The organism is Pseudomonas profundi, assembly GCF_008638305.1.
Lineage (GTDB): Bacteria > Pseudomonadota > Gammaproteobacteria > Pseudomonadales > Pseudomonadaceae > Halopseudomonas > Halopseudomonas profundi.
In genome coordinates, this window is the sequence record NZ_VTPZ01000001.1 from 264,782 (window position 1) to 291,503 (window position 26,722).

20 protein-coding genes are annotated in these 26,722 nt (G+C 57.2%); 8 read left to right on the plus strand and 12 right to left on the minus strand.

Features of this window, described 5'->3' with window-relative positions; all coding sequences use genetic code 11:
- Positions 1–6: 6 nt before the first annotated feature.
- From FZE95_RS01285 to FZE95_RS01300, 4 genes are all read right to left on the minus strand, one after another.
- Positions 7–819, minus strand: coding sequence for a crotonase/enoyl-CoA hydratase family protein (locus tag FZE95_RS01285; protein ID WP_150298999.1), 813 nt, complete (start codon positions 817–819; stop codon positions 7–9).
- Between the two features lie 227 nt (positions 820–1,046).
- Entirely contained in the window at positions 1,047–1,769 is a 723-nt protein-coding gene (gene dnaQ / locus FZE95_RS01290) for a DNA polymerase III subunit epsilon (protein ID WP_150299000.1), read from the minus strand.
- Positions 1,762–2,223, minus strand: coding sequence for a ribonuclease HI (rnhA, locus tag FZE95_RS01295; RefSeq protein ID WP_150299001.1), 462 nt, complete (start codon positions 2,221–2,223; stop codon positions 1,762–1,764). Before rnhA ends, dnaQ begins: the two co-directional genes overlap by 8 nt.
- Positions 2,220–2,993: a class I SAM-dependent methyltransferase gene (locus FZE95_RS01300; protein WP_150299002.1), complete on the minus strand. Its 774-nt coding sequence runs from the start codon at positions 2,991–2,993 to the stop codon at positions 2,220–2,222. The genes rnhA and FZE95_RS01300 overlap by 4 nt, the downstream gene beginning before the upstream one ends.
- Before the next feature lie 125 nt (positions 2,994–3,118).
- Between FZE95_RS01300 and gloB the strand changes: the two genes are divergently transcribed.
- From gloB to fabI, 8 genes are all read left to right on the plus strand, one after another.
- The gene (gene gloB / locus FZE95_RS01305; protein WP_150299003.1) at positions 3,119–3,898 is read left to right on the plus strand and encodes a hydroxyacylglutathione hydrolase; all 780 of its coding nucleotides are present in this window, start codon (positions 3,119–3,121) and stop codon (positions 3,896–3,898) included.
- Between the two features lie 145 nt (positions 3,899–4,043).
- Positions 4,044–5,588 (plus strand): LysM peptidoglycan-binding domain-containing protein, encoded by a 1,545-nt coding sequence (locus FZE95_RS01310; RefSeq protein ID WP_223824922.1) that lies wholly within the window; start codon positions 4,044–4,046, stop codon positions 5,586–5,588.
- Between the two features lie 151 nt (positions 5,589–5,739).
- A complete protein-coding gene (locus FZE95_RS01315) occupies positions 5,740–7,578 on the plus strand; it encodes an extracellular solute-binding protein (RefSeq protein ID WP_150299004.1) in 1,839 nt (612 codons plus the stop codon).
- A 15-nt stretch (positions 7,579–7,593) separates the two neighbouring features.
- A complete protein-coding gene (locus FZE95_RS01320) occupies positions 7,594–9,603 on the plus strand; it encodes an extracellular solute-binding protein (protein WP_150299005.1) in 2,010 nt (669 codons plus the stop codon).
- Positions 9,604–10,677: a microcin C ABC transporter permease YejB gene (locus tag FZE95_RS01325; protein WP_150299006.1), complete on the plus strand. Its 1,074-nt coding sequence runs from the start codon at positions 9,604–9,606 to the stop codon at positions 10,675–10,677.
- Between the two features lie 2 nt (positions 10,678–10,679).
- Positions 10,680–11,714, plus strand: coding sequence for an ABC transporter permease (locus FZE95_RS01330; RefSeq protein WP_150299007.1), 1,035 nt, complete (start codon positions 10,680–10,682; stop codon positions 11,712–11,714).
- Between the two features lies 1 nt (position 11,715).
- The gene (locus FZE95_RS01335) at positions 11,716–13,335 is read left to right on the plus strand and encodes an ABC transporter ATP-binding protein (RefSeq protein ID WP_150299008.1); all 1,620 of its coding nucleotides are present in this window, start codon (positions 11,716–11,718) and stop codon (positions 13,333–13,335) included.
- Positions 13,336–13,369: 34 nt separating this feature from the next.
- Complete coding sequence (gene fabI / locus FZE95_RS01340; protein ID WP_150299009.1) at positions 13,370–14,164, plus strand: enoyl-ACP reductase FabI; 795 nt, start codon at positions 13,370–13,372, stop codon at positions 14,162–14,164.
- A gap of 327 nt (positions 14,165–14,491) precedes the next feature.
- Here the strand turns inward: fabI and FZE95_RS01345 are convergent, their stop codons facing one another.
- The 8 genes from FZE95_RS01345 to FZE95_RS01380 all read right to left on the minus strand — a co-directional run bounded on the left by FZE95_RS01345 (position 14,492) and on the right by FZE95_RS01380 (position 26,617).
- On the minus strand, positions 14,492–16,378 hold the full coding sequence (locus FZE95_RS01345; protein WP_150299010.1) for a SurA N-terminal domain-containing protein: 1,887 nt from the start codon (positions 16,376–16,378) through the stop codon (positions 14,492–14,494).
- Between the two features lie 233 nt (positions 16,379–16,611).
- A complete protein-coding gene (gene hupB / locus FZE95_RS01350; protein ID WP_150299011.1) occupies positions 16,612–16,884 on the minus strand; it encodes a nucleoid-associated protein HU-beta in 273 nt (90 codons plus the stop codon).
- A gap of 209 nt (positions 16,885–17,093) precedes the next feature.
- Positions 17,094–19,505 carry an endopeptidase La gene (lon, locus tag FZE95_RS01355; protein ID WP_150299012.1) on the minus strand — a complete coding sequence of 804 codons (2,412 nt, stop codon included), beginning with the start codon at positions 19,503–19,505 and terminating at the stop codon, positions 17,094–17,096.
- Between the two features lie 196 nt (positions 19,506–19,701).
- Positions 19,702–20,982 carry an ATP-dependent Clp protease ATP-binding subunit ClpX gene (gene clpX, locus FZE95_RS01360; RefSeq protein ID WP_150299013.1) on the minus strand — a complete coding sequence of 427 codons (1,281 nt, stop codon included), beginning with the start codon at positions 20,980–20,982 and terminating at the stop codon, positions 19,702–19,704.
- A 176-nt stretch (positions 20,983–21,158) separates the two neighbouring features.
- Positions 21,159–21,800 (minus strand): ATP-dependent Clp endopeptidase proteolytic subunit ClpP, encoded by a 642-nt coding sequence (gene clpP, locus FZE95_RS01365; RefSeq protein ID WP_150299014.1) that lies wholly within the window; start codon positions 21,798–21,800, stop codon positions 21,159–21,161.
- Between the two features lie 89 nt (positions 21,801–21,889).
- A complete protein-coding gene (gene tig / locus FZE95_RS01370; RefSeq protein ID WP_150299015.1) occupies positions 21,890–23,230 on the minus strand; it encodes a trigger factor in 1,341 nt (446 codons plus the stop codon).
- Positions 23,231–23,338: 108 nt separating this feature from the next.
- Positions 23,339–26,137, minus strand: coding sequence for a putative bifunctional diguanylate cyclase/phosphodiesterase (locus FZE95_RS01375; protein ID WP_150299016.1), 2,799 nt, complete (start codon positions 26,135–26,137; stop codon positions 23,339–23,341).
- 3 nt (positions 26,138–26,140) lie between these two features.
- Positions 26,141–26,617, minus strand: a complete 477-nt coding sequence (locus tag FZE95_RS01380) for a prepilin-type N-terminal cleavage/methylation domain-containing protein (RefSeq protein WP_223824923.1) — start codon at positions 26,615–26,617, stop codon at positions 26,141–26,143.
- Positions 26,618–26,722: the final 105 nt, after the last annotated feature.

Sequence of the window (26,722 nt, forward strand, 5' to 3'; positions counted from 1 at the left end):
TAGCGCTCAGTCGGCAAATTCAGCAGTCTTTCTGGTCATGTGAGCAGCCACCGCTACCTTGAGATCCTCAGACTGCAGCATCGCCGCGTTCCAACTGGCGATATAGTTGAGGCCATCCTCGACACTATGATCCCGGCTGTAGCGTATCATCTCCTTGGTACCACGCACCGCGAGCGGCGATTTGGCGGCTATAGTCCCCGCCATGTCCATTACGCCCTCAAACAGCGCTTCAGGCGAAGCATAGTGCCGGTTAACCAGACCTATGCGCTCCGCCTCTACACCATCGATCATGCGTCCGGTGTAGGCTAGTTCCCGCATCATGCCATCCCCTATGATGCGCGGCAATCTTTGCAGTGTGCCCACATCCGCCGCCATTCCCATGTCGATTTCCTTGATCGAAAACAGAGCATCGTCGGTTGAATAACGCATATCACAGGCCGAGATAAGATCTATCGCGCCACCTATACAATAACCATGCACTGCAGCGATCACCGGCTTTCGACAACGATCCACTGCGTTGAAGGTATTCTGCAATCGCAGGATCTGCCTGCGCAGCGCTTCGGCGTTGCGACCGATATCAGTACTCAGCTCGTCCTTGGCGCCAGCCAGCATAGCCAGATCGATGCCGGCAGAAAAATGCTTGCCGGCGCCAGAAATAACCACGACGCGCGCACTGTCGGTCTGATCGACCCAATCGAAAACCTGGACCATCTCATCCCAGAAAGGTCTGCTCATCGCGTTGGCTTTATCTGGACGATTGATGCGTATATGCACAATCTTGTCGATCTGTTCAACAAGCAGTGTCTGGTATTCCGGCATGCTAGCTCTCCTGACATGGTTCAAAAACAAGTTGATTTCGGTACTCAAAGATCGCCAAAAATTTATTGAACAACACTGGCTGAATGCCCAGGCCGGCTCCGAAACGCACGGGATCGTCGCACGCTGGAGACAATACTCGTTTCGAGGCTATTTTCGGCGTTATTACAGACGGGCTTTTGTGACTCTCGTCCCAGTTCGGTTACTCAACAACGACCCAAACCCCTGGGTCAGTCAACCGGCGAAGCATTCCACGCCGAGAAACCGGCGGCCTTTTCGATCGCTGCCAGCCGCTCCGCATGCGCTTCGAGTTCGACGGGGCTGGCCTGAACCACCTTCAAACGTGCACGGCCAGGGTCCAGGCGACGGATGACACTGATGCCGTCCGCTCCGGCGTCCTGATCCGAGCCCTGGCCAGCAAGCGTCAGAGCGGTCTGACCACCCGTCATGATCAGATAGACGTCTGCAAGAATCTCGGCATCGAGCAAGGCGCCGTGCAGGTCGCGTTGAGAGTTATCAACACCGTAACGCTTACAGAGCGCATCCAGACTGTTGCGCTGACCCGGATGCTTACCCCTCGCCATCAACAAGGTGTCAACAACCGAGCAATGATCAGCCATCAAGCCGTGGCCGGCATTCAACAGTCCGAGCTCGGCATCCAGGAAGCCAATATCGAACGCTGCGTTATGAATGACCAGGCGGGCACCGCTGACAAACTGGATGAAATCGTCGACCACATCGGCGAAGAGCGGCTTGTCAGCGAGGAACTCGTCGCTGATGCCGTGTACTGCAAACGCGCCCTCTTCCACCTCGCGCTGAGGGTTGATATACACGTGGAAATGGCGTCCGGTCAGACGCCTGTCCATTAATTCGACACAACCAATTTCGATGATTCGATGGCCTTCTCTGACCTCGATACCGGTCGTTTCCGTGTCCAGTACCACCTCACGCATTGTGCAGCCTCCGTTCGGCCAGAACCTTCTCTACGCCAAGATTGGCTAACTCATCGGCCAGTTCGTTTTCCGGATGGCCACTATGGCCTTTGACCCAGCGCCATTCGACCTGGTGCTGGTTGACCAGAAGGTCCAGCTCCTGCCAGAGATCGGCATTCTTGACGGGCTGTTTGCTGGCCGTTTTCCAGCCCCGTTTCTTCCAGTTCGGCATCCATTCGCGGATACCCTTCATGACGTACTCTGAATCGGTTGTCAGCACTACCTGCGCGGGCCGCTTGAGCGCTTCGAGACCGCGGATCGCAGCGGTCAGCTCCATGCGGTTATTGGTGGTTTGCAACTCACCGCCGTACAGCGTCTTTTCATGGGGCCCGAGGCGCAGGAGCACGCCCCAGCCGCCCGGCCCCGGATTTCCCTTACAGGCACCGTCGGTGAAAATTTCTATGGTATGCGTCATTTCTTGTTCCGTTTTTGCGCTCGCCTCGCCCCGGCCACTACCGGCGGCAAGGTCAGCGCGGGGAAAACCCGACCGCGCTGGCGACGCGGGGTCACACCGAGCATTTGCCGGCGAGCCATGAGAAAATAAAAGCCGCCACCGGGCAATTGGTGCTTGCCGCCAAACTCCTCCAGACTCCGCAAACGCTCGAGCCAGCGCTGGGACATAAGCGGCGGACGATAGCATCCATCTATGCGTTTCTCCACCGAAAAACCGAGCAATTCCAGCCAGTCCACGAGCCGCGACGGCGACACGAAACCGGCTTCGCTGAACCACTCCCGGCCGGTGAAATGATTGATTCCCCAGGCGCTCCATGGGTTGAAGCCGAAGATGAGCAAGTGACCACCGGCCCGCACCGCCTGGCTCGCTTCACGCAGGAGCACCCGGGGCGTCAGACAGAAATCCAGGCCATGATGCAGCAGCACTACATCGAGGCTTTGCGGTGAAAACGGCCATTGGGTCTCTTCCGCAGGGATGGCTTCGCGCCCGGCAAGCAGATCCAGTTGCCAATGATTGCGCAGGACGCTGCGATCGGTATCCAGCAGATCGGGCGCCAGACCGTACTGCACCAGATGCTGGCCGAAACAACGTTGAATTTGCTGCTGCATGACGCCGCGCTCGGTTGCCATGAGCATCTGACCGGGTGGCGAGTCCAGCCAGGCACGCGCCCCGGCCAGGAGTCTGAGCAGGTCATCCTGACTGATCGATCGGGAAATACCGGGAATTGCCATGTCGCCTCCGGGTGGGCTTAGGGGCTCTTGCCGTTTCGTCGCGGCCGTGCCGAAACGGCAAGAGCCCCTGACGCGCCATTTCTCCTATAAGATAAAAACACAATATCCCAAAAGGCGCCGTTACCATGCCACAGTTCATCGCTTTGCCAGCTTTTCAGGATAACTATATATGGATGCTACTCGACGAGCATACCAGTCAGGCCGCAGTGGTCGATCCCGGCGACCCGGTGCCGGTTGTTCGCTGGCTGGGCCGCCATCCTGAATACCGTCTCAAGACCATGCTGATCACGCATCACCATCGGGACCATACCGGCGGCCTGTCCGCCATCAAGGCCGCCACCGAATGCAAGGTTTATGGGCCTGCTGAAGAAAGCATTCCCGGAATCGATCGGCAGTTGAATGATGGTGACGAGTTCAGATTGTTCGGTTCGCTTGTCCAGGTGATTTCGGTACCCGGCCATACCAGTGGTCATATCGCCCTGTTCTGCAACGATGAAAAGGATCCATGGTTGCTCTGTGGCGACACCCTGTTTGCCGGCGGTTGCGGCCGCCTGTTCGAAGGCACACCAGCACAGATGCACCATTCCCTGCAACGGCTCGCAGCGCTTCCTGACGAAACGCGCGTATTCTGCGCCCACGAATATACCCAATCAAACCTGCGATTTGCCCAGGCGGTGGAACCAGAGAACCAGGATATAAAGGTGCGCCTGGAAGTAGTTGACGATTTGCGTGCAGGCGGTCGCATCACTCTGCCTTCCACCATAGGCCTGGAAAAACTGACCAACCCCTTCCTGCGCTGCGATCAGCCGGACGTGATCGCGGCGGCAAGCCAGCGTGCCGGAAACCAGCTGGAGGCAGGGGAGCAAACGCTGGCAGCCATACGCCAGTGGAAAGATAACTTTTGAAACAGTTATGTCTGCCAGGCGCGTTGCGGCGTCTGGTACGGGCTGTGCCAGTCAAATACGCATAGCAGTTGGCGTTTGCCCTCATGGTTCCTTGACCCTCGCAGGGTCACTACCTAGAATCGGGCAAACTTTCAGGGACCTGCTCATGCTGTTCATGACCACCAACGCACTCAAAAAAGGATTTTTGGCGCTGGGGCTGCTGGTGATCGCCGGCTGTCAGACCTCTCCAGAAACCCGCGCGACCCACCCGGAGGATGCTCCACGCATCTCACTCAAGCAGGCCGATCGCATCCTCGGGACCGAACCCAGCCGGGGGCGGATTCGAAAGGCACTGGCAGAGATTGAAGCAACCCCGACCCTCTGGTCGCGCATACGTAAAGGTTTCATGCTTGATCCAGCGGTGATCGATAACCCTCGGATCGACCAGCAAAGACTGGTTTTCACCAGCCAACCGCGATACTTCGAAACCACTTCTGCCCGCTCCCAGCTCTATCTGCATTACGTAGTCGAGCAAATAGATGCTCGAGGCCTGCCCCAGGAGCTGGCGCTTCTGCCGTTTGTTGAAAGCTCCTACAACCCCATGGCCTATTCCAGTTCCAATGCTGCGGGCCTTTGGCAGTTTATTCCTTCTACGGGAAAGATCTTTTCCCTGCGCCAGGACTGGTGGTATGACGGACGCCGTGACGTCACGGCTTCCACCCAGGCGGCGCTGGATTATCTCACCAGTCTGAACGATACCTTTGACGGAGACTGGCTCCTCGCTCTGGCAGCCTATAACTGTGGCCCGGGCTGTGTCGGCCGTGCAATCAAACACAATCGGGAACGTGGTCTGCCAACCGATTACTGGAATCTGCAGTTGCCGCGCGAAACCATGAATTACGTTCCAAAGCTGTTGGCGATGGCGCAGGTGATCGAGAGCCCAACCGCCTACGGCGCGTTGCTGCCGAAGCTCAAGGACGAACCCTACTTCGCGGAAGTAACCATCGAGCAGCAGCTCGATCTGCACAAGGCCGCTGAGCTGGCTTCAATCACGCCGGAAGAACTACTGAGCCTGAATCCAGCGTTCAAACAGCGGATTACCGCACCCCAGGGCCCCTATCAGCTGCTGGTTCCAATCGTTACCGCAGACCAGTTCATCGCCGGGCTGGCCGAATTGCCGGCTAGCGAATACGCCGGCTTTCACCGCTACAATGTTCGCCGTGGCGATACGCTGTCACAGATCGCTGACCGTTATCAGCTGAGTGTCAGCGCCATCAAGCAAGCCAACGACATCGTGGGCGGCAATACCATCCGTGTGGGTCAGACGTTGGTGCTGCCAGCCACCGCCGATGGCATGGCAGTCCCAACCGCAGGCACAACCCTGGCCATGGCTGAGCCCTTGACCTATCAGGTCAAGCCGGGCGACAACCTGTGGGCTATCGCCAAACGCCACGGGGTCAGCGTCAATGCGATTACGCGCGATAACAGCCTGAGCACTCCCGTACTGCGCGTAGGTCAACAATTGCTGCTCGCAAGTGCTGAAACCGATGCTGCGGCAGGTAGCCGAAAGGTGGTCTATACGGTCAAGCCAGGCGATTCGCTATACAGCATTGCGCGTGAATTCAAAGTACAGATAGATCATATACGGGACTGGAATGAGCTGGGCTCGGTACTGCGTCCGGGACAGCAGCTCACTCTGCATTTGCTTTGATGTCCGATTCCAGGTCGCCGTGAGCGAGCCGTTGCCTTTACCGGCTGACTGCCTGGTGCAACGTCTTGAATCTCAGGCATAAGCCCGGCGGCTCTTCCGTTGACCAGGCAGCAATGGTAGCGTTGCAGTTGCTTTCACTGAACGGCCGCTCATGACGTTTTCCCCTGGTTTTATCCTCGCCATATTGATCGTTTCATTGCCCTGGGCTACAGCTGGCGCTGCGGTCTATAAACAGCACGGCTATGCGCTCTACGGTCAGCCCGCTTACCCGGATGACTTCGAGCACCTTGACTATGTGAACCCGGACGCCCCCAAGGGCGGAACCTTTCGGGTGATGGGCAGCGGGACCTTCGATACGCTTAATCCCTATACGCTCAAGGGCACCAGCCCGATCAGTACCGGCAGCTTCGCTAACTATGGCATCAGCGAGCTGAACGAGCCGCTCATGGTGGGCAGTGGCGTCTATGATCCTTCGGCAGACGAGCCCTACTCTGCCTACGGACTGATCGCGGAGACCCTCGAATTTTCCGATGACCGTAGCTGGGTGGTTTTCAACTTGCGAGAGGAGGCCCGTTTCCATGACGGCACGCCTGTCACCGCAGCAGACGTTGCCTTTTCTTATCAGTTGCTGAAAAACCAGGGGCATCCAAACTACCGAACCATGCTGGAAGCGGTCGAGCGCATCGACATCCTCGGCTCTCACCGGATCCGCTTCATTTTTGATCACAGTAACAACCCTCTGCTGATTCTTCGTCTGGGAGAGCTGCCGGTCCTGCCGGAGCATTACTGGGAAGGTCGCGACTTCGGCGAAACCACCTATCAGGCAGGCTTGAACAGCGGCCCCTACCGCATTAGTGAAGTCCGTCCCGGTCGCCGGCTGGTGTTCGAGCGGGTCAAGAACTATTGGGGGCGCGACTTGCCAGTCAACCTCGGCAAGTACAACGTGGACCGGATGGAAGTAGAGTTCTACCGAGACAACAATGTCGCTTTCGAGGCTTTCAAGGCTGGCGAGTTCGACGTCTATTTCGACCACAAGGCCAGTAACTGGGCCAACGCTTATGAATTTCCCGCAGTGCACCGAGGCGAGGTTCTCAAGCGCGCCATACCCCACGAAATCCCCAGTCCTACCCAGGCCATGTTTTTCAACACCCGGCGCATGCCCTTCGATGACCGCCGCGTTCGGCAGGCGCTAGGCATGCTCTTCGATTTCGAATGGTCAAATCGGGTTCTGTTTTATGGCGCCTATGAACGCTCGTTAAGCTATTACCCCAACAGTCCCTTCTCAGCAAAGGACTTGCCTTCCGGTCAGGAGTTTCTCTTTCTCGAGCCCTACCGTGATCAGCTTCCGGATGCACTGTTCCGCGAACCCTTTACCCTGCCGGTTACCGATGGACGCGGCATTCCGCGCGAAATCCTGCGGGACGCCGTCAATTTATTCGAAGACGCCGGCTGGTCGTTGCGTGACGGACGGCTGCGCAATGCCGATGGTCAACCGCTGGTCTTCGAGGTCCTGCTGGTCAACCCGAGTCTGGAGCGTATTCTCCAGCCCTACCGCAACAACCTGTCGCGCCTGGGCATTGATATGCATATTCGTACCGTCGATAGCGCGCAATACCGGGCACGGCTGGATCAATTCGACTACGACATGATTCTCGCGACACTACCACAGGGGCTGTCGCCCGGTATGGAGCAGCACAGCTATTTTCATTCGAGCCAGCGCAGCGTACGGGGCAGCCGCAACTATGCCGGCATAGCCAACCCGGTCGTGGACAAGATGCTGGAGCATTTGCTGTCGGCTGGCACACGCGCCCAACAGGTTGCGGCCGCCAGGGCTCTCGACCGCGTGATGCTATGGGAACACTATACAATCCCGAACTGGTATATAAACTACCATCGCATAGCGCACCGCTCCTGGTTGCGCTCGGAATCTACACCGCCTTACTCGCTGGCAATCCGCACCTGGTGGATTGATAAAGCGGTCGAACAATAATCAAGGTCATCAAAAATGCTTGCCACGCTGAAAACCACAATCGGACTGATCCTGTTGACCCTGGCCGCACTCAGCCAGGCGCAAGATGCTGGCAGCCACGCTCTCACGCTTTATGGCGAGCCGCCCAAATATCCGGAAGGTTTCAGCCACTTCGACTATGTCAACCCGGAAGCCCCCAAGGGCGGCACCCTGCGACTGTCAGGCTTTGGCAGCTTTGATTCTCTGAACGGTTTCATCAGCCGCGGCGCCGCGGCCGACCAGCTCAATCTCATTTATGACACCCTGACCTTCCATTCCCTGGATGAACCCTTCACCGAGTACGGCCTGCTGGCCGAGCGCATCGAGCGGCCTGAGGACAATACCTGGGTGCGTTTCCACCTGCGTGAAGAAGCCCGGTTCCATGATGGCGAGCCGGTTACTGCTGACGATGTAGTATTCACCTTCAATACCCTGCTGGAGAAAGGTGCGCCCTTCTATCGGGCTTATTACGGCGATGTGAAGGAAGTCGTCGCTGACAGCGAGCGTAGCGTTACTTTCCATTTCCACAACGGGCAGAATCGCGAGCTACCTCTGGTGTTGGGACAGCTGCCGGTACTGCCCGCGCATTACTGGGCTGAGCGCGAATTCGATCACACCGGACTCGAGGCGCCCCTGGGCAGCGGACCCTATCGGGTCGGAAACGTGCGCCCTGGCCGGTCGATCGCCTACGAGCGCGTTGAGGATTACTGGGGCGCGGACTTGCCCGCCGTGCGGGGCTTCTTCAATTTCGACCGCGTTGTAGTCGATTACTATCGCGATACCGGCGTCGCACTGGAAGCCTTCAAGGCCGGGCAGTTTGATTTCAATCAGGAAGTCAGTGCACGCAACTGGGCGACGGGCTACGACAGTCCGGCCCTCCAGGCCGGGCGGATTATCAAGGAAGAAATCCCCAATCAGAATACTCAGGGCATGCAGGGGTTCGTCTTCAACCTGCGCCGCCCGCATTTCCAGGACCGCCGGGTTCGCCACGCGATAAGCCTGCTGTTTGATTTCGAATGGGCCAACGGGCGGCTTTTCCATGGCGCTTATACGCGTAGCGCCAGTTTCTTTGCCAATTCGGAACTGGCCGCCGTGGGAACGCCCAATGAGGACGAGCTAAAGCTGCTCGAACCCCTGCGCGACCAGTTGCCTGCCGAAGCCTTCGGCCCAGCGTATATCCCGCCCAAGACCGATGGCAGCGGCAATATCCGCGAGCAGATGCGTAAGGCCTACGCCCTATTGCAGGAAGCAGGCTGGCGGATCGAGAACGATCAACTGGTCAACGAACAGGGCGAACCCCTCAGTTTTGAATTTCTGTTGGTGCAAGCCGATTTTGAACGCGTTTTGCTGCCCTTCAAACGCAACCTCGCGTCGTTGGGTATCGACATGAACCTGCGCCGGATTGATACGTCGCAATACATCAATCGCCTGCGTTCGCGGGATTTCGACATGGTCGTCACCGGCTTCGGCCAATCCAACTCGCCCGGCAATGAGCAACGCGAGTACTGGCATTCTTCCAGCGCGGACAACCCTGGCAGCCGCAATCTGATGGGTCTCAAGGACCCCGCCGTCGACAGCCTGGTAGAAGGCTTGATTCAGGCTGGCAGCCGTGAAGCGCTGGTTACCCACACCCGCGCGCTGGATCGCGTTCTGCGGGTCACCCACTTCCTGGTGCCCAACTTTCACACTGATGTGTACCGCGTCGCTTACTGGAACAAGTTTGCCCATCCGGCCCAGTCCCCCAAATACGACATCGGCCTGTTTACCTGGTGGGTCGACAAGGACAAGCCCGGCACCATTGGCGAGCCGCTGTTGATTACTGACCCGGAGACCGAAGCCGAGGATTCAGGCCCTGCGTTGGAACCAACTGCTGAGGAAGGTTCCGTCGACCCGGCAAAGCCGCAACATCAACAGGCCGCGCCTGAAGATGAGAACGAAGCCCCTGCTTCCCCTGCTCCCGCCATGGACCCGTCTGGCAAAACAGTCCCGGGCGAGGATACCGAGTAGATGCTTGCGTATATTATTCGACGGCTTCTGCTGATCATCCCAACCCTGTTCGGCATTCTGTTAATCAATTTTCTTATCATCCAGGCCGCCCCCGGTGGCCCTGTAGAACAGATGGTAGCCAAACTTGAAGGCTTCGAAGGGGCTACCAGCCGTATCTCGGGGAGCGCCGAGGGTGAGGTAGCGAGCGGCAGCAATTATCGGGGCGCACAGGGTCTGGACCCTGACATCATTGCCGAGATCGAGCGGATGTACGGTTTCGACAAACCTCCGCATGAGCGGTTCTGGCTAATGATCAAGGGGTATATGACCTTTGACTTCGGCGACAGTTTTTTCCGTGACGCCAGCGTGATCGACCTGATTATCGAGAAAATGCCGGTATCCATTTCCCTGGGCCTATGGACGACCGTACTGACCTATCTGATTTCCATTCCGCTGGGTATCCGCAAGGCAATCACCCACGGCTCGGCGTTTGATGTCTGGACCAGCTCGCTGATCATTGTTGGCTACGCCATACCCGGCTTTCTGCTGGCCATCCTGTTGATAGTGCTGTTCGCAGGCGGCAGTTATTTTGACTGGTTTCCGTTACGCGGACTGACCTCGAACAACTTCGAAGAGCTGGACACCTGGGGCAAGATCAAGGACTACCTGTGGCATCTGGTATTGCCGATCACCGCAATGGTGATTGGCAGTTTCGCGACGCTGACCATGCTCACCAAGAACTGCTTTCTCGACGAGATCGGCAAACAGTACGTTACCACCGCCCAAGCCAAAGGCCTGTCCGAGCGCCGCGTTCTATACGGTCACGTATTCCGCAACGCGATGCTGCTCATCATTGCAGGCTTTCCATCGGCGCTGATCAGCGTGTTCTTCACCGGCGCCCTGCTCATAGAGGTGATCTTTTCCCTCGATGGCCTGGGACTGCTTGGCTTCGAGGCAGCCATCAACCGCGATTATCCGGTTATGTTCGGCACCCTTTATATCTTCACCCTGCTCGGCCTGGTAGTAAAACTGATCGGCGACATTGCCTATACCCTGGTTGATCCACGCATCGACTTTGAAAGCAGGGAGGGCTGAGCATGGGCGGGCGTTTCACACTGTCACCCCTCAACCGTCGCCGTTTCGCACGGTTCAAGGCCAACCGCCGTGGCTGGTGGTCGCTGCACATCTTCCTGGTGCTCTTTGTACTCAGTCTCGGCGCAGAACTTTTGTCAAATGACAAACCCCTGCTGGTGAGTCATCAGGATGAATTGTACTTTCCGATCTTTCAGCGCTATGCCGAGACGGAATTTGGCGGCGAATTCCCCATCGAAGCGGATTACCGCAGCAGTTACGTACGTGAACTGATCGAGGGTAAGGGCGACGGATGGATGCTCTGGCCGCCGAACCCCTATTACTATTCAACGATCAATTACGAGCTGGATGTACCGGCCCCTGCACCGCCCTCTGCGGACAACTGGCTAGGCACCGATGATCAGGCGCGGGATGTATTTGCCCGGGTAGTCTACGGCTTTCGGATTTCGGTGTTGTTCGCGCTTACCCTGACCATTGTCAGCTCGATCATCGGGGTTATCGTCGGTGCCATCCAGGGGTTCTATGGGGGGCGCATCGACCTGTTTGGCCAGCGGTTCATCGAAGTCTGGTCAGGCCTTCCGGTGCTCTATTTGCTGATTATCCTCGCCAGTTTCGTGCAACCAAGCTTCTGGTGGCTGCTGGGTATCATGCTGCTGTTTTCCTGGATGTCCCTGGTCGACGTGGTGCGGGCAGAGTTTCTCCGCGGACGAAACCTTGAGTACGTTCGCGCCGCACGGGCATTGGGGGCCAGCAACCGGATCATCATGTTCCGCCACATCCTGCCCAACGCCATGGTCGCAACCCTGACCTTCTTCCCGTTCATTCTGACCGGCGGGGTAATCACTCTGACCTCCCTGGATTTCCTCGGCTTCGGCCTGCCTGCTGGATCACCCTCGCTAGGGGAGCTTATTGCGCAGGGCAAGGCAAACCTGCAGGCGCCCTGGCTGGGCATTACAGCCTTCGTGGTGTTGTCGGTCATGCTCTCATTGCTGGTGTTCATCGGCGAGGCGCTTCGCGATGCCTTCGACCCAAGGAAATAAGATGTCGGAACAACCCCTGATCCGCGTACAAAACCTCAGCGTTGCTTTCCAGAGTGAAAAAGAGGAAATCATGGCGGTGCGCGACGTGAGCCTGGACATCTATCCGGGCCAGACCGTTGCGCTGGTAGGAGAAAGCGGCTCGGGCAAATCCGTTACCGCACACTCGATACTTCGCCTGCTGCCCTATCCGATGGCCAGACACCCCAGCGGCGTGATCCTGTACAAAGGCGAAGATTTGCTTACTGCCAAGCTCAAGCGCTTGCGGCAGGTGCGTGGCAACCGGATCTCGATGATTTTCCAGGAGCCGATGTCATCGCTGAATCCGCTACATACGGTGGAACGGCAAATTAACGAAGTGCTTTTTCTGCATAAGGGCCTGGACAAGAAAGCCGCGCGCGCGCGTACCCTTGAGTTGCTGGAGCTGGTCGGCATTCCCGAGCCCGCCAAGCGATTGACCGCCTACCCGCACGAGCTTTCCGGTGGCCAGAGGCAGCGCGTGATGATCGCCATGGCGCTGGCCAACGAGCCCGAACTGCTGATCGCGGACGAACCAACCACCGCACTCGATGTGACTGTCCAGCTGAAGATCCTGGAATTGCTCAAGTCGTTGCAGGAAAAACTCGGCATGGCTCTGCTGCTGATCAGTCACGACCTGAACCTGGTGCGAAAAATAGCGCATCGCGTATGTGTCATGTACCAGGGTCGCGTCGTCGAAGAAAACGAATGCGCTGAGCTTTTTGACGCACCGCAGCATGAATATACCCGTCAGCTCCTCGCCGCCGACCCCTCGGGAGACCCGGTTGAAGCTGACCGGAACGCACCGGTTATTCTGCGCGCAGAGCAGTTGCGGGTATGGTTTCCGATCAAGAAAGGCGTATTCAAGAAGACCGTTGACCATATCAAGGCGGTAACCGATGCCAGCTTCAGTCTGCGCAGCGGCCATACGCTGGGTATCGTTGGCGAAAGCGGATCCGGCAAGACCACGCTGGGCATGGCGATCCTGAAACTCGTCGATAGCCAGGGACTGATCGAGAGCAACGGTCAACGGCTCGACGGCATGAGCCAGGAAGCGTTCCGCCCGCTGCGCAGACAGATTCAGGTAGTGTTCCAGGACCCGTTTGGCAGCTTGAGTCCGCGGATGTCAGTTGCCCAGATAATCAGCGAGGGCCTGGAAATCCACCGCATGGGCACGGTAGAAGAACGCGAGCAGATGGTCATCCAGGCCCTGCAGGAAGTTGGACTGGATCCGGAGAGCCGTCATCGTTATCCGCACGAATTCTCCGGCGGACAACGGCAGCGGATTGCAATAGCGCGGGCATTGGTGCTCAAGCCCTCGCTCATTCTGCTGGACGAGCCCACCTCTGCGCTTGACCGTACGGTACAGAGCCAGGTAGTCGAGTTGCTTCGCGAACTGCAGCGCAAATACGGGTTAAGCTATTTGTTTATCAGCCACGACCTGGCTGTTGTACGCGCTCTCAGCCATGAGCTGATGGTCGTCCGCCAGGGTGAGATTGTCGAACAGGGGCCGGCCAGGCAGATCTTCGCTTCACCGCAGCACGAGTATACTCGTCAGCTGCTCGAAGCGGCCTTCGCCGCACCGGCAACAGTCACTATGGCCTGAACATTCAGGTCCGGAATCAAAACAGGAAGCACATATGGGATTTCTAACCGGAAAGCGCGTACTCATCGTTGGCGTAGCCAGCAAACTGTCCATAGCCTCAGGCATCGCTGCAGCAATGCACCGCGAAGGCGCCGAGCTGGCGTTTACCTATCAGAACGACAAGCTCAAAGGTCGTGTTGAAGGCTTCGCTGCCGACTGGGGCTCCAGCCCGGAATTGTGCTTCCCTTGTGACGTAGCGGACGACGCTCAGATCGAACAGGTCTTTGCCGAACTCAGCAAGAAATGGGACGGGCTCGACTGCATCGTCCACTCGGTGGGTTTTGCCCCCGGCGATCAGCTGGATGGCGACTTTACCGAAGTCACTACACGCGACGGTTTTCGCATCGCCCACGACATCAGCGCCTACAGCTTCGTCGCTCTGGCCAAGGCAGGTCGGGAGATGATGAAAGGCCGCAACGGCAGCCTGCTCACCCTGTCCTATCTGGGCGCTGAACGCACCATGCCCAACTACAACGTCATGGGCATGGCGAAGGCGAGCCTCGAAGCCGGCGTGCGATATCTCGCCAGCAGCCTTGGCCCGGAAGGCACCCGTGTAAACGCTGTGTCTGCCGGCCCCATCCGAACGCTCGCTGCATCCGGTATCAAGAGTTTCCGCAAGATGCTGGCCTACAATGCCGCACAGACGCCGCTACGCCGCAACGTCACCATCGAGGAAGTGGGCAACGCCGGCGCCTTCCTCTGTTCTGACCTGGCAGCCGGCATTTCCGGTGAGGTCATGCACGTGGACGGCGGTTTCAATACCACGGCCATGGGCAATATCGAAGAGTAACAGGCATGCCGGGCAACCGGCACGCAGCAAAAAGCCGCTCTCAAGAGAGCGGCTTCTTTATTTCTGGAAGCATGGATTCCATTCCAGCCAGTGAATTCATCCGCCATACCCTAGGGGTCTGACGGCGGCACACCCAATGGAGGGCCGGGTTCCATCCCGGCCAACGTACTCGCCAGCAACGCCGGTGGTCGAGGTGAAACTCGACACTCCATAGGCCGTGCCTGATTCAGGTGCTCCTTTTTTACGTCGGCGGAATGAGCGAGCCAAAACGCAAAACCCGGTCCATGGACCGGGTTTCGTAATGCGACAACTGAAGCGTTCGATAGGCTAGAAGCGTTCTACCTCCGCGTCTTCCTTCAGCTTCTGCTGAATGGCGGTAAAATCCTGCTCCCCGGTCTGGCCGGCAATGAAGCGTTCGAACATCGGCGACTCGGCTTCGGTCAAGGCATCCTCAGGAGTGGCGACGCCCTTCAGCTGAACGATCCAGCGGCCACCGTCCGGCTTGCGGAACTGTGCGAAGCCATCCCTACCGTCATCCGGGCGTGGCATGGCGAACACGTTGCGCAACAAGGCAGGAAGCACTTCCTGGCTGCTACGACCAACCGCCTCGTGCTCCTCCCAACCGGCCTCGAGGGATTCAGCCAACTGCTCGGCCTGAACATCGCCAGAACGCAACTCAGACACCGCTTCTTCCGCGACACGTTCGGCTTTTTCCGTAGCCCGCCGATAGCGCAGCACGTCGACGATTTCCTCACGCGCATCATCCAGCGACAGCGTTTCCTGCGGCATGTGCTCTTTTACTCGCAACACGACGACTGTATCGGCATCCAGTTCGAGCAGAGGACTATTGCGTCCATCAACCAACACTTCTTCGTCGAAAGCAGCCATCATGACCTTGGGGTTGCTGGTCAGCCCTTCCCCGCCCGACTGTTCAACCGGGCCAATGGTTTCAATTTCAAGCCCGAGACTTTCGGCTGGTCCGGCCAGATCCGGCGATTCGTATGCAAGATCAGCCAGCTCCTGCGAGGCTTCCACAAAACGACGCTCGACCAATTCCGTCTTCAGTTCCTGCTCAAGGTTGTCGCGCATTTCATCGAGCGTAGGCAGGTCAGGTGCCTGCAGATCGGTCAACTTGATCAGATGGTAGCCGTAGCTGGTACGAACCGGTTCAGATACCTGGCCTTCTTCCAGCGAAGAAAGCGTCTCATCGAACGCCGGGTCGAAGCTGCCTTCCACAGTGAAACCGAGATCCCCACCCCGATTGGCACTGCCGCTGTCGTCCGAGTATTCCTTCGCCACTTCAGCGAAGTCAGCACCGGCCTCGATGCGTTCATAGGCTTCCTGTGCCCGTTCTAGCGCAGCGTCCTCGTCGTCATTGATCTCTACCAGGATATGCGCAGCGCGGCGCTGCTCAACCAGGTTGCCGACCTCGCGCTGGTATAGCTGCTCAATCGCCTCTTCATCGACTTCTACCTGGTCGAAGAAGTCCCGACGAGAAAGCGTCACGGCTTCCAGTACGACCTTCTCAGGCGACTTGAACTGCTCCTTGTTCTCTTCGTAATGCTGCTGAACGTCCTCCTCGCTGATATCGACTGCTTCGTGTTCGGCAGTCACTTCCATCACAGCGAAGTCACGGGTCTGGTTCTCCAGCCGTGCCAGGCGTTCGCGTTCAGCCGGTGTGGCGAAAGCGGTTGCCTGATACGCGTTACGCAACTGGGCAATCAGCAATTCCTGGCGAACCAGATCGCGGAATGCCATGCGTGAGGCGAGACCCATATTACGGATAACGATATCGAAACGGTCAGCGTTGAACTGTCCATCCACCTGAAAATCGGGCGTCCCGAGAATCAACTGGTCAATCATCTGCTCGGATACTTTCAAGTCTGCCTCAGCAGCGCCATCGAGCAGGACGGCACGTTCAATCAGGCTGTCCAGTACGGACGCACGCAGCAGATTATCGTCGATCAGACTGGGGTCAAAGTTATCGTTGCCCATCTGGCGCAGCTGTTGGATCAGCTGCTGACGTTGCAGAGAAACGGCCTGTTCCAGTTCTGTTTTGGTTATGACAGTCCCGTTCACTTCTGCCGCTTTCTCCTCGTCGCTGGTAAAGCGACTGATCGATTCCCAACCGGTCAAAGCGAATATCAGCACAATGACGCCTACGATCACCTTTGCGACCCAGCTTTGCGCATTGTCCCTCATTTTTTGCAGCATCGTGCCCCCGAAGATCCTATTATCAACAGCCCACTCCGGCGGCTGCTGGTCTTGCCAGAAACGCTAAACCTTAAAACAAAAAAGGCGCATCGTCTGTGATGCGCCTTCTGGAAGTTTACGGAACCACAACCTTGCTGTCGTCTGGCTCCCCTGAGGGCTCTCCACACCGGCCGGGGTTCCGTCTGCATCCTGTCGCTCGAAGCTGATGGATGCACTTCAATGTCAGGACGCGATTAGTTGACTGCGTCCTTCAGTGCCTTGCCTGCCTTGAAGCCAGGGATTTTGGCAGCGCTGATTTCAATCGGTTGACCAGTCTGCGGATTGCGACCAGTACGGGCAGCGCGTTCCTTAACGGCAAAAGTACCGAAACCAACCAGAACAACCGGATCACCGGCTTTCAGAGCACCAGTAACAGACTCGATGACCGCGTCCAGAGCACGACCGGCAGCAGCTTTCGGAATATCGGCGGATGCTGCGATGGCATCAATCAGTTCAGACTTGTTCACTTAAGTCCCCTTATATAATTTCAATGAGTAGTTAGTCGTTATGTAAGCTTATGGTCCTAGCAAAGCTCTAGCCAGTCAGCGTACCGCAATGGTCGAAGCACGCTTTATAGCAAGCGCTCAAAAACCGTGTCAAGGAATGCTTGAGAAACACGGTGTGCGGCAGGGAGCCCCGCGTTGCAAGGCTGCCCGCCCGAGCAGACCGTTCACACTCAATGAGTACTGATACGCTCCTTCGCGTCGGCCTCACGATTGTCATCCTTTGCAACTATCTCTTCAACCCCTTCCTGCAGGGGCTCCGGCATGTATTGCAGCGCAATCTGCAACACCTCGTCAATCCATTTCACCGGTTTGACCTCAATATTCTCCTTGATGTTGTCCGGGATCTCTTTCAGATCGCGCACGTTGTCGTGGGGGATGATGACGGTTTTGATGCCGCCACGATGCGCTGCGAGGAGCTTTTCCTTCAATCCGCCGATCGGCAGAACCTGCCCGCGGAGAGTGATCTCACCTGTCATCGCCACGTCAGCACGCACAGGAATCTTGCTCAGCGCAGACACCAGCGCAGTGCACATTCCCACCCCCGCGCTGGGCCCGTCCTTCGGAGTAGCGCCTTCCGGGACGTGGATATGAATATCGTGCTTTTCATGGAAATCCGAGGCAATTCCGAGACTTGCAGCGCGGCTACGGACAACGGTCAGCGCAGCGCTGATCGATTCCTGCATCACATCACCGAGCGAGCCGGTCTTGATCTGACGGCCCTTACCAGGCACCACCACAGCCTCAAGACTGAGCAGTTCGCCACCCACCTGAGTCCATGCAAGCCCCGTCACCTGACCGATCTGGTCCGCTTCCTCAGCCAACCCGTACTTGAATTTGCGAACCCCAAGGTAATGCTCGACAAGCTCGCTATCGAGAATGACCTCATTCCCTTTTGATTTCCCTTTGCCCTTGGCCAACTGCTCCCGCACGACCTTGCGGCAGACCTTGGCGATCTGTCGTTCCAGCCCGCGCACGCCTGCTTCGCGAGTGTAATACCGGACGAGGTCGCGTAACGAATCGACAGTAAAGGTCAATTCGCCATCCTTGAGACCGTTGTTTTTGGTCTGTTTGGGAATCAGATAGCGCTGTGCGATATTGATCTTCTCGTCCTCGGTGTAGCCGGGGATACGGATGACTTCCATCCGGTCGAGCAGCGGTGCCGGAATGTTCATTGAATTCGATGTGCAGATGAACATTACATCCGAGAGATCGTAGTCAACTTCCAGATAATGGTCGTTGAAGGCATGATTCTGCTCGGGATCCAGCACTTCCAGCAGCGCTGAAGACGGATCGCCACGCATGTCCTGGCCCATCTTGTCGACTTCATCGAGCAGGAATAGCGGATTTCTGACCCCTGCCTTGGTCATCTTCTGAATCAGTTTACCCGGCAGCGAACCAATATAGGTGCGACGATGACCGCGGATCTCCGCTTCATCGCGCACGCCACCCAGGGCCATGCGCACGAACTGCCGGTTGGTTGCCCGGGCCAGCGATTCACCCAGGGAGGTCTTGCCCACGCCAGGTGGCCCCACCAGGCACAGAACCGGTCCTTTGAGCTTGCGCACGCGCATCTGCACGGCGAGGTATTCAAGGATGCGTTCCTTGACCTCCTCAAGACCGTAATGATCATTCTCCAGCACTTCCTGCGCGCGCTTGAGGTCATGCCTGACTTTGCTGGCCTTTTTCCACGGAACGTTACACAGCCAATCGATATAGGACCGCACCACCGTCGCTTCAGCAGACATGGGCGACATCATCTTGAGCTTGTTCAGCTCGGCGATAGCCTTCCCGTACGCTTCCTTGGTCATGCCGGCGTCATCAATTCGTTTCTGGATGCCCTCCAGCTCGTTGTTGCCATCATCGAGCCCACCCATTTCCTTCTGAATGGCCTTCATCTGTTCGTTAAGGTAGTACTCGCGCTGGCTGCGCTCCATCTGCTTCTTCACGCGGCCGCGGATGCGCTTCTCGACCTGGAGCAGGTCTATCTCGGCATCCAGTACCCCTAATACGTGCTCGACCCGCTCACGCAGCGGCAGAATCTCGAGGATCTTCTGTTTCTGCTCCAGCTTGAGCGTGAGGTGCGCAGCCATGGTGTCTACCAGGCGGCTCGGCTCCTCGATACTGGAAAGCGAAGACACCACCTCGGAGGGGACTTTCTTGCCCAGTTGCACAAATTGCTCGAACTGGCTCATCAGACTGCGAATGAGCACCTCGGATTCGCGGTCATCCAGCGCGACCTCATCGAACAGCTCCACGCTGGCTTCCTGATAGAGCTCGAGCTCCCGAACCTCATCGATACGCGCGCGCTGCTCACCTTCCACCAGCACCTTGACGGTGCCATCAGGAAGTTTGAGCAACTGCAGGATCGTGGCGACGGTACCCATGCCGTACAGGGCGTCCTGTTTCGGGTCGTCATCACCGGGTTCACGCTGCGCGACCAGCAAGACCTGCTTGTCGCCAGCCATTGCTGCCTCAAGCGCCTCGATGGACTTGTCACGCCCGACGAAGAGAGGAATCACCATATGTGGATACACCACCACATCGCGGAGTGGCAGTAAGGGAAAATCGCTGAGAGTCGTCATGGCAGAGGCTCGCTAGCAGAGGGGCGGATCCTGGATCCGTCCGTATATGAAATGTCCATGAATCAAAGATGGGGGCACAAAACGAAAAAAACAAGCGGCTTCACATGATGTGTTACAGGAAGAAAATGAAGGAAATGCAGAAAAAACAAGGAAAAGCCTGTGCCACCGGGCGGTGGCACAGTTAAAACAAGTGCTTTCAGTCTTCCGGCAGAGCCTTGGACTGCTCAACCGACTCGTAAATCATCAGCGGCTTGGCATCCCCGTTGATGACGTTCTCGTCGATAACCACCTTGCTGACATGCTCGGCGGAAGGGATGTCGTACATGGTATCCAGCAAGACATTTTCCAGTATCGAACGCAGGCCCCGAGCACCCGTTTTTCGCTCCAATGCACGCTTGGCGATAGACCGCAGCGCATCGGTGCGGAACTCCAGCTCTACGCCTTCCATCTCGAACAGACGCGCGTATTGCTTGGTCAGCGAGTTCTTTGGCTCAGTCAGAATTTCGATCAGCGCGTCTTCATCCAGCTCGTCCAGCGTCGCAACGACCGGCAAACGACCGACGAATTCAGGGATCAGGCCGAAACGCACCAGATCTTCCGGCTCCACGTCCTTCAACGCCTCACCGACCTTCTTGCCTTCATCCTTGCTGCGCACCGCAGCACTGAAACCGATCCCGCTCTTTTCAGAACGATCACGAATCACTTTCTCGAGTCCGGCAAAGGCTCCACCGCAGATGAACAGGATGTTTCGCGTATCAACCTGCAAGAATTCCTGCTGCGGATGCTTGCGGCCACCCTGAGGCGGTACGGAGGCAACCGTGCCCTCGATCAGTTTCAGCAGCGCTTGCTGGACACCCTCACCCGAGACATCACGCGTGATCGACGGATTGTCGGACTTGCGCGAAATCTTGTCGATCTCGTCGATGTAGACGATACCCATCTGGGCCTTTTCCACATCGTAGTCACACTTCTGCAACAGCTTCTGGATGATGTTCTCGACATCCTCACCGACATAACCCGCTTCGGTGAGCGTCGTCGCATCAGCAATGGTGAAGGGCACGTTAAGCAGACGAGCCAGCGTTTCAGCCAGCAGCGTCTTGCCTGAGCCAGTCGGGCCAATGACCAGAATGTTGCTCTTGCCCAGCTCGACGTCATCCTTGCCTTCGCGCTGATTGAGTCGCTTGTAGTGGTTGTAAACGGCTACGGACAGAATCTTCTTCGCGCGCAATTGGCCGATCACGTATTGATCCAGAATGCCGCTGATTTCCTTCGGCGACGGGAGCTTCTGGCTGCTGCTCTCAGTCTGGTTTTCCTGCACTTCTTCACGAATGATGTCGTTGCACAGGTCAACACACTCATCGCAGATAAATACGGAGGGGCCGGCAATCAGCTTGCGCACTTCATGCTGGCTCTTGCCGCAGAAAGAGCAATACAGCAACTTGCCGTTGTCGTCACCCTTCCCAGTCATATCGGTCATCGAAAACCCCTGCTTACGGTTCACTCTTATCACAAAGATGAAGGCATCAACGCTGCTTTGCAAGCGCGATCCTGTCAACGCACGCCGCCCATCCATTCAGAAAAGCGGTACTACAGGAGCGCACCCAATGCTGCGCTCCAACCGGCACCAGGACCGGCCCCCGAGTCTGCCGACTGTTAGCCGGCCATCTCGCGGCTTTCAATCACACGGTCAATCAGACCATATTCCACTGCTTCAGTGCCGCTCATGAACCGATCCCGATCCGTATCGCGCTCAATCACTTCCATCGGCTGGCCGGTATGATGCGCCATGATGCGGTTCAGGCGTTCCCGAATGAACAGAATCTCCCGGGCATGAATCTCGATATCGGACGCCTGACCCTGGAATCCGCCCAGCGGCTGGTGAATCATCATGCGCGAATGCGGCAGCGAGAAACGCTTGCCTTCCGCCCCGCCTGCCAACAGGAAAGCGCCCATACTGGCGGCCTGCCCAATACACAGGGTGCTGACGTTCGGCTTGATAAACTGCATGGTGTCATAGATCGCCATGCCCGCAGTGACCGAACCACCCGGCGAATTGATGTACAGGTGGATGTCCTTGTCAGGATTCTCCGACTCAAGGAACAACAGCTGAGCGACTACCAGGTTGGCCATGTAATCCTCAACCTGACCCACGAGGAAGATCACACGCTCCTTGAGCAGGCGCGAGTAGATGTCATACGAACGCTCGCCGCGTGCAGACTGCTCTACCACCATTGGGACCAAGCCACCCGCAGCCTGAACGTCAGGTGCAAACTGGTTAAATGTATGTTGGGTCATGGATCGCTATTACTCCGAATTAGCCTGTCGCATAAACACAGGAGCCAGCCCTAAGGCTGGCTCCATGCGTTGCGTGATATGGCGACGAATTACTCGTCAGCGCCGCTTTCCGCCTCACCGCTTGGCGCAGCTGGCTGGGCGGGTTTGACGGCGTCTTCATAGCTGACCTGTTTGTCGGTCACCTTAGCCTTCTGCAACACAGTATCCACGACTTGCTCTTCCAGCACAACCGACTGTATTTCTGCGAGTTGCTGCTCGTTCTGGAAGTACCAGTTAACCACTTGTTCAGGCTCCTGGTAAGCCGAGGCAAGATCCTCGACCATCGCGCGGACCCGATCGTTATCAGGCTTGATGTCGTTTTGCTTGACGACTTCGGCAACGATCAACCCCAGGCTGACGCGGCGTTTGGCTTGCTCTTCGAACAATTCAGCGGGCAGCTGCTCGGGCTTGATATTACCACCACCGAACTGCTGAACCGCCTGCTCGCGGAGCCGATCGATTTCGCTGCCCAGCAGCGCTTTCGGGACTTCGACCTGGTTGGTAGCTAACAGACCATCCATGACCTGGGTCTTGGTCTGGCCCTTGATCGCCTGACGCAGCTCACGCTCCATATTCTTGCGAACCTCTGCGCGGAAGCCTTCGAGCCCGCCTTCTTCAACGCCGAACTTGGCAAAGAATTCGTCGTTCAGCTCGGGCAGAACCGGCGCTGCGACGCTATGCACAACCACTTCGAACTCGGCAGCCTTTCCAGCCAGCTCCAGGTTCTGATAATCCTCGGGGAAGGTCACGTTCAAGGTCAACGAATCGCCGGCCTTGGCACCGACCAGACCTTCTTCGAAACCTGGGATCATGCGGCCAGAGCCAAGCACAATCTGAGTGTTGCTGGCAGTACCGCCCTGGAAGGCCTCACCATCAACGCGACCGGTGAAGTCGACAGTCAACTGATCTTCGTTCTGCGCTGCACGCTCCACTGTTTCATAGACAGTGTTCTGCTTGCGGAGGATTTCAAGCATTTTTTCCAGATCGGCATCGGTCACTTCGGACTCGATGCGCTCTACACTGATGTCACCGAAGTCGCCCAGAGTCAGCTCGGGATACACTTCAAAGGTCGCAATGTACTCGAAATCCTTGCCTTCGTTCAGTTCTTTGGGCTCAACGCTCGGCGCACCAGCCGGATTCAGTTTCTCCTGCATGATGGCTTCGTAGAAGGAAGACTGAATCACTTCGCCGATGACTTCCTGACGGGCAGAACCGCCAAAACGCTTGCGAATCACGCTCATCGGTACTTTCCCGGGACGGAAACCATCGACACGGGCGCGGCTGGCAGTTTGCTGCAAGCGCTTGTTGACTTCGTTTTCGATGCGCTCGGCAGGAATGCCAACGGTCATACGGCGCTCGAGGCCGGAGATGGTTTCAACCGAAACTTGCATGGAGAGTCCTCGTTGTACAGACAGTGTGATTGGACGAATTCTAAGGGGACGACATTCTATGCGCTCAGCACCCAGAAGTCATCCTTTGCCAGTAAACAAGATGCACGTTCAGTCTGTCAGTTCAAGGTCGCTGGCGTGACGTATCAGCAATACCCTGAAGTCGCTCAAGGCCATGGGCCTGTGGAACAGGTAGCCCTGATAGGCATCACAGCCATTCTCGTGCAACCAGAGGCGCTCTGCCTCGGTTTCCACCCCTTCAGCGACACACTCAAGGCCAAGTCGACGCGATAGCTGCAGAATAACCTCGACGATCGCCGCATCACGCCCCGAACGATCGACATCGCGTATGAATGACTGATCAATCTTGAGCTTGTCGATGGGCATGTCCTTGAGATAACCAAGCGAGCAATAACCGGTGCCAAAATCATCAATCGCGAGCTTCACGCCTTCGTCATTCAACCCCTGCAATGACTGAAGGGCGTAGGACAAATCACTGATCAGCGCACCTTCGGTAATTTCAAGCTCGATACGCTGCGGACCCAACTGGTAATCAGCCAGACTGTTGCGGACGCGCCCGACAAAGGTCGGTTGCTGGAAATGGGCGGCGGAGATATTGATCGACAAGGGCACCGGGTTGAGCCCTTCGTCCAGCCAGATTCGAATCTGCCGACATGCGGCATCCAGCACCCAGCGATCGATCTCGGCAATGAGCATGGACTCCTCGGCAATAGGAATGAATATACCGGGCGAAATATTGCCGCGGGTAGGATGCTGCCAGCGTAGCAGCACCTCAGCGCCTATCATGGCACCGGTTTCGGCGGACATCTGCGGCTGGTAATAAAGCTCGAAACCGTCTGTTTCCAACGCATGCCGCATGTCACTTTCCAGCTCCATGCGTTGCTGTGCAGCCACATGCATATCTTTTACGAAGAAGTGATGACCATTGCCGCCGCGCCGCTTGGATTGATACATCGCCGTATCAGCCTGCTTCATCAGGTCGTCGAGGCTCTTGCCGTCATCAGGAAAAACTGCCACGCCGATACTCAAAGTACTGCGCAGCTCATGCAAACCTATCAGCACCGGCTGAGGCACGACCTCCAGCAGTCGATTGATCACGCCCTCTACCATTACCGAAACATCGGCAGTGTCCGGGATATCACTCATTGCAACCGTGAACTCATCTCCGCCAAGCCGAGCGACCAGATCGGACGGGGGCGCACATTGCCGGATGCGCGCAGCAATCTGACGTAGGTACTCATCGCCCGCGGCGTGCCCTAGCGCATCATTGATCAGCTTGAACCGGTCCAGATCAATGAACATGACCGCCACGCGCGTTCCGTCCTGTGAGGATCGCGCCAGCGCCTCAGTCAATTTGATCTTCAATGCGGAACGGTTGGGCAGGCCTGTCAGCTCATCATAATGCGCCTGCTGATAGAGTTCGGCTTGCCAATGAGCACGCGTCAGCGCAATGGATATGCGCCTGATCGACTGGAAAGCAGCCGGTAAATGCAACGCTGCAACGGAGCATGACTGCCGATTGCCCAGCACCACCAGACCCTTAGCGTTGCGCGCCTGAAGCGGCACCAGCGTCCAGCTTGAAACATCCTGCGCGAAGGACGAACAGGACAGCCAGGCGGGCCGCTGCGGAACAAGCATTTCACTCTGCTGCTTGAGTTGCTCGATGGCCTGATTGAAGCCCTCCGGATCGATGACGGCGACCTCGACAGGCGAATCGGCCACGCCAATAATCAATTGCTGTTCAGCGTGTTGCTCCGCGACGATCACCAGTAATTCGCTACCAAGCAACTGCCTTATCCGCTCTGCCACCTGGCTGACGACAAGGTCGGGGTCCATAGCGGACAGGATCAGCCGGTCGATATCGGCGAGAGCCTCAAGCTGATGAAACTGAAGCGCCAGCTTACCCATCATGCCGTTGAACGAGTCCGCCAGCTCTTCGAACTCATCGCCGCTATTTACCACCACCGGCTTGTCCAGGCGCCCGTCCCCTACCCTGGCGGTCGCACGCCGCAGCATATCCAGCGGCCTGAGTACACGGCGAATATGCCTGATACTGAACATCAATGCTGCCAGCATCGAGATGAGAATGATGACAGCCATCGAAAAACCGAAGCGGCCAGAGGGAGCAAAAAAGCTGTGCTGCGGCTCGCTGAGCACGACAGTCCAGTTATCGCTCATACCCAGACCGCGAAGAAACACTTCCCAATAGACTGAACGCATGTCGCGCCCTGCATCACGCCAGGTGAAATACCCCGACGCGCCCTCCAGGCCGCGCGCGGCCAAGGCTTGCAATGACACCTGCCCGGAGGACTGATTGCAGAATAGCGGGGCAGACTTCGCATCGATAATGCAAATCAGCTGATTCTCTGCCAACTGCTCTGCGCCCCAGAGATAGTCCTGGCTGACCCGCGCAACCAGCGTCTCACCGCGAGAGCGAACGACCACCATAACAATCGAGGGCTCGCCACTGCGCTGAAGCATACGGACCCAGACACCGTCCGACTGAGCGACGGGCAACGCCTGCAGCGATTCTCTCAGCATCCACGGCGCAGGTACTTCCGGTTCCAGCCAGAGTGGATTCAAACTGGACCCGTCGGAATCGAAAGCCGGACGAAACCAGGTCGCACCGGAGGCAGTGACCGTCAGCTCCGGGTGTAGCACGGCCAGCTGCATATCGCCGACCACCCGTTGCAGCCGATCGAACAAGCTCATGCCGATATGCTTGGCGTCTTTGTGCAACTGGTCCCGATGCTGAGCTGTGAGCTGATCGGAGACCTGCAGCAGGGTGATCGAAGCAAGCACCAGCACCGGCAGGGTTATGGCAAGGAAAAGAAAGCTGAAAAGGCGACGAGCGAAGCGGCTGTTGAACGTCCGGAAGTTGATTCTCACCGATCAGTACTCTGACGCCAGCCCGACGAAACTACCGTTGTTCGCCCGCACGATATCGTCGCGCCCCATAGAGGAGGTGAACGTCTGATTGGTGCGACCGTCCTTGCCCATGCTGTAGAGATCGTAATCCGTGTTGACCGGCACCATATTCTTGTCCTTGCGCATGCCGCCCTTCCCGTTCCCCTTGAGAGTCGAAAAATTCAGGAACTGATAGGGATTTTCCCAGGGGTCGCGCATATCCGCCAAACCGATTTCGGCGAGACTCAGAGGAAATTTGCGATTGATGGCATAGAAGCGCTCGATACTGGCTTCGATAGTGACGATATCGGCAATAGCGGAGGTGATCTTTGCCTGCTCCACGTAGCGCTGATAGCTTGGCAGCGCAATCGCAGCCAACAGCCCGATGATTACCAGCGCAAGCAGAAGCTCTATCAGGGTAAGCCCGTTGATTCGTTTTATATCAAAGCTGCGCAATCGCATTCCATCGCCTTGGTTTCGGGTTTCACGGCAGTGTAGTGCCATGATGGCATAGTGCCAACTACCGGATACGCGTTTGCGACCAGAGGTGCCATCAAAGACGGAGGA

Coding starts and splice junctions, on each gene's coding strand:
- FZE95_RS01300 (WP_150299002.1), bottom strand. CDS start 2,993: ATGGCAATTCCCGGTATTTCCCGATCGATCAGTCAGGATGACCTGCTC.
- fabI (WP_150299009.1), top strand. CDS start 13,370: ATGGGATTTCTAACCGGAAAGCGCGTACTCATCGTTGGCGTAGCCAGC.
- clpP (WP_150299014.1), bottom strand. CDS start 21,800: ATGACCCAACATACATTTAACCAGTTTGCACCTGACGTTCAGGCTGCG.
- gloB (WP_150299003.1), top strand. CDS start 3,119: ATGCCACAGTTCATCGCTTTGCCAGCTTTTCAGGATAACTATATATGG.
- FZE95_RS01315 (WP_150299004.1), top strand. CDS start 5,740: ATGACGTTTTCCCCTGGTTTTATCCTCGCCATATTGATCGTTTCATTG.
- lon (WP_150299012.1), bottom strand. CDS start 19,505: ATGACGACTCTCAGCGATTTTCCCTTACTGCCACTCCGCGATGTGGTG.
- FZE95_RS01325 (WP_150299006.1), top strand. CDS start 9,604: ATGCTTGCGTATATTATTCGACGGCTTCTGCTGATCATCCCAACCCTG.
- FZE95_RS01345 (WP_150299010.1), bottom strand. CDS start 16,378: ATGCTGCAAAAAATGAGGGACAATGCGCAAAGCTGGGTCGCAAAGGTG.
- FZE95_RS01380 (WP_223824923.1), bottom strand. CDS start 26,617: ATGCGATTGCGCAGCTTTGATATAAAACGAATCAACGGGCTTACCCTG.
- FZE95_RS01285 (WP_150298999.1), bottom strand. CDS start 819: ATGCCGGAATACCAGACACTGCTTGTTGAACAGATCGACAAGATTGTG.
- dnaQ (WP_150299000.1), bottom strand. CDS start 1,769: ATGCGTGAGGTGGTACTGGACACGGAAACGACCGGTATCGAGGTCAGA.
- FZE95_RS01320 (WP_150299005.1), top strand. CDS start 7,594: ATGCTTGCCACGCTGAAAACCACAATCGGACTGATCCTGTTGACCCTG.
- clpX (WP_150299013.1), bottom strand. CDS start 20,982: ATGACCGATATGACTGGGAAGGGTGACGACAACGGCAAGTTGCTGTAT.
- rnhA (WP_150299001.1), bottom strand. CDS start 2,223: ATGACGCATACCATAGAAATTTTCACCGACGGTGCCTGTAAGGGAAAT.
- FZE95_RS01330 (WP_150299007.1), top strand. CDS start 10,680: ATGGGCGGGCGTTTCACACTGTCACCCCTCAACCGTCGCCGTTTCGCA.
- FZE95_RS01310 (WP_223824922.1), top strand. CDS start 4,044: ATGCTGTTCATGACCACCAACGCACTCAAAAAAGGATTTTTGGCGCTG.
- tig (WP_150299015.1), bottom strand. CDS start 23,230: ATGCAAGTTTCGGTTGAAACCATCTCCGGCCTCGAGCGCCGTATGACC.
- FZE95_RS01335 (WP_150299008.1), top strand. CDS start 11,716: ATGTCGGAACAACCCCTGATCCGCGTACAAAACCTCAGCGTTGCTTTC.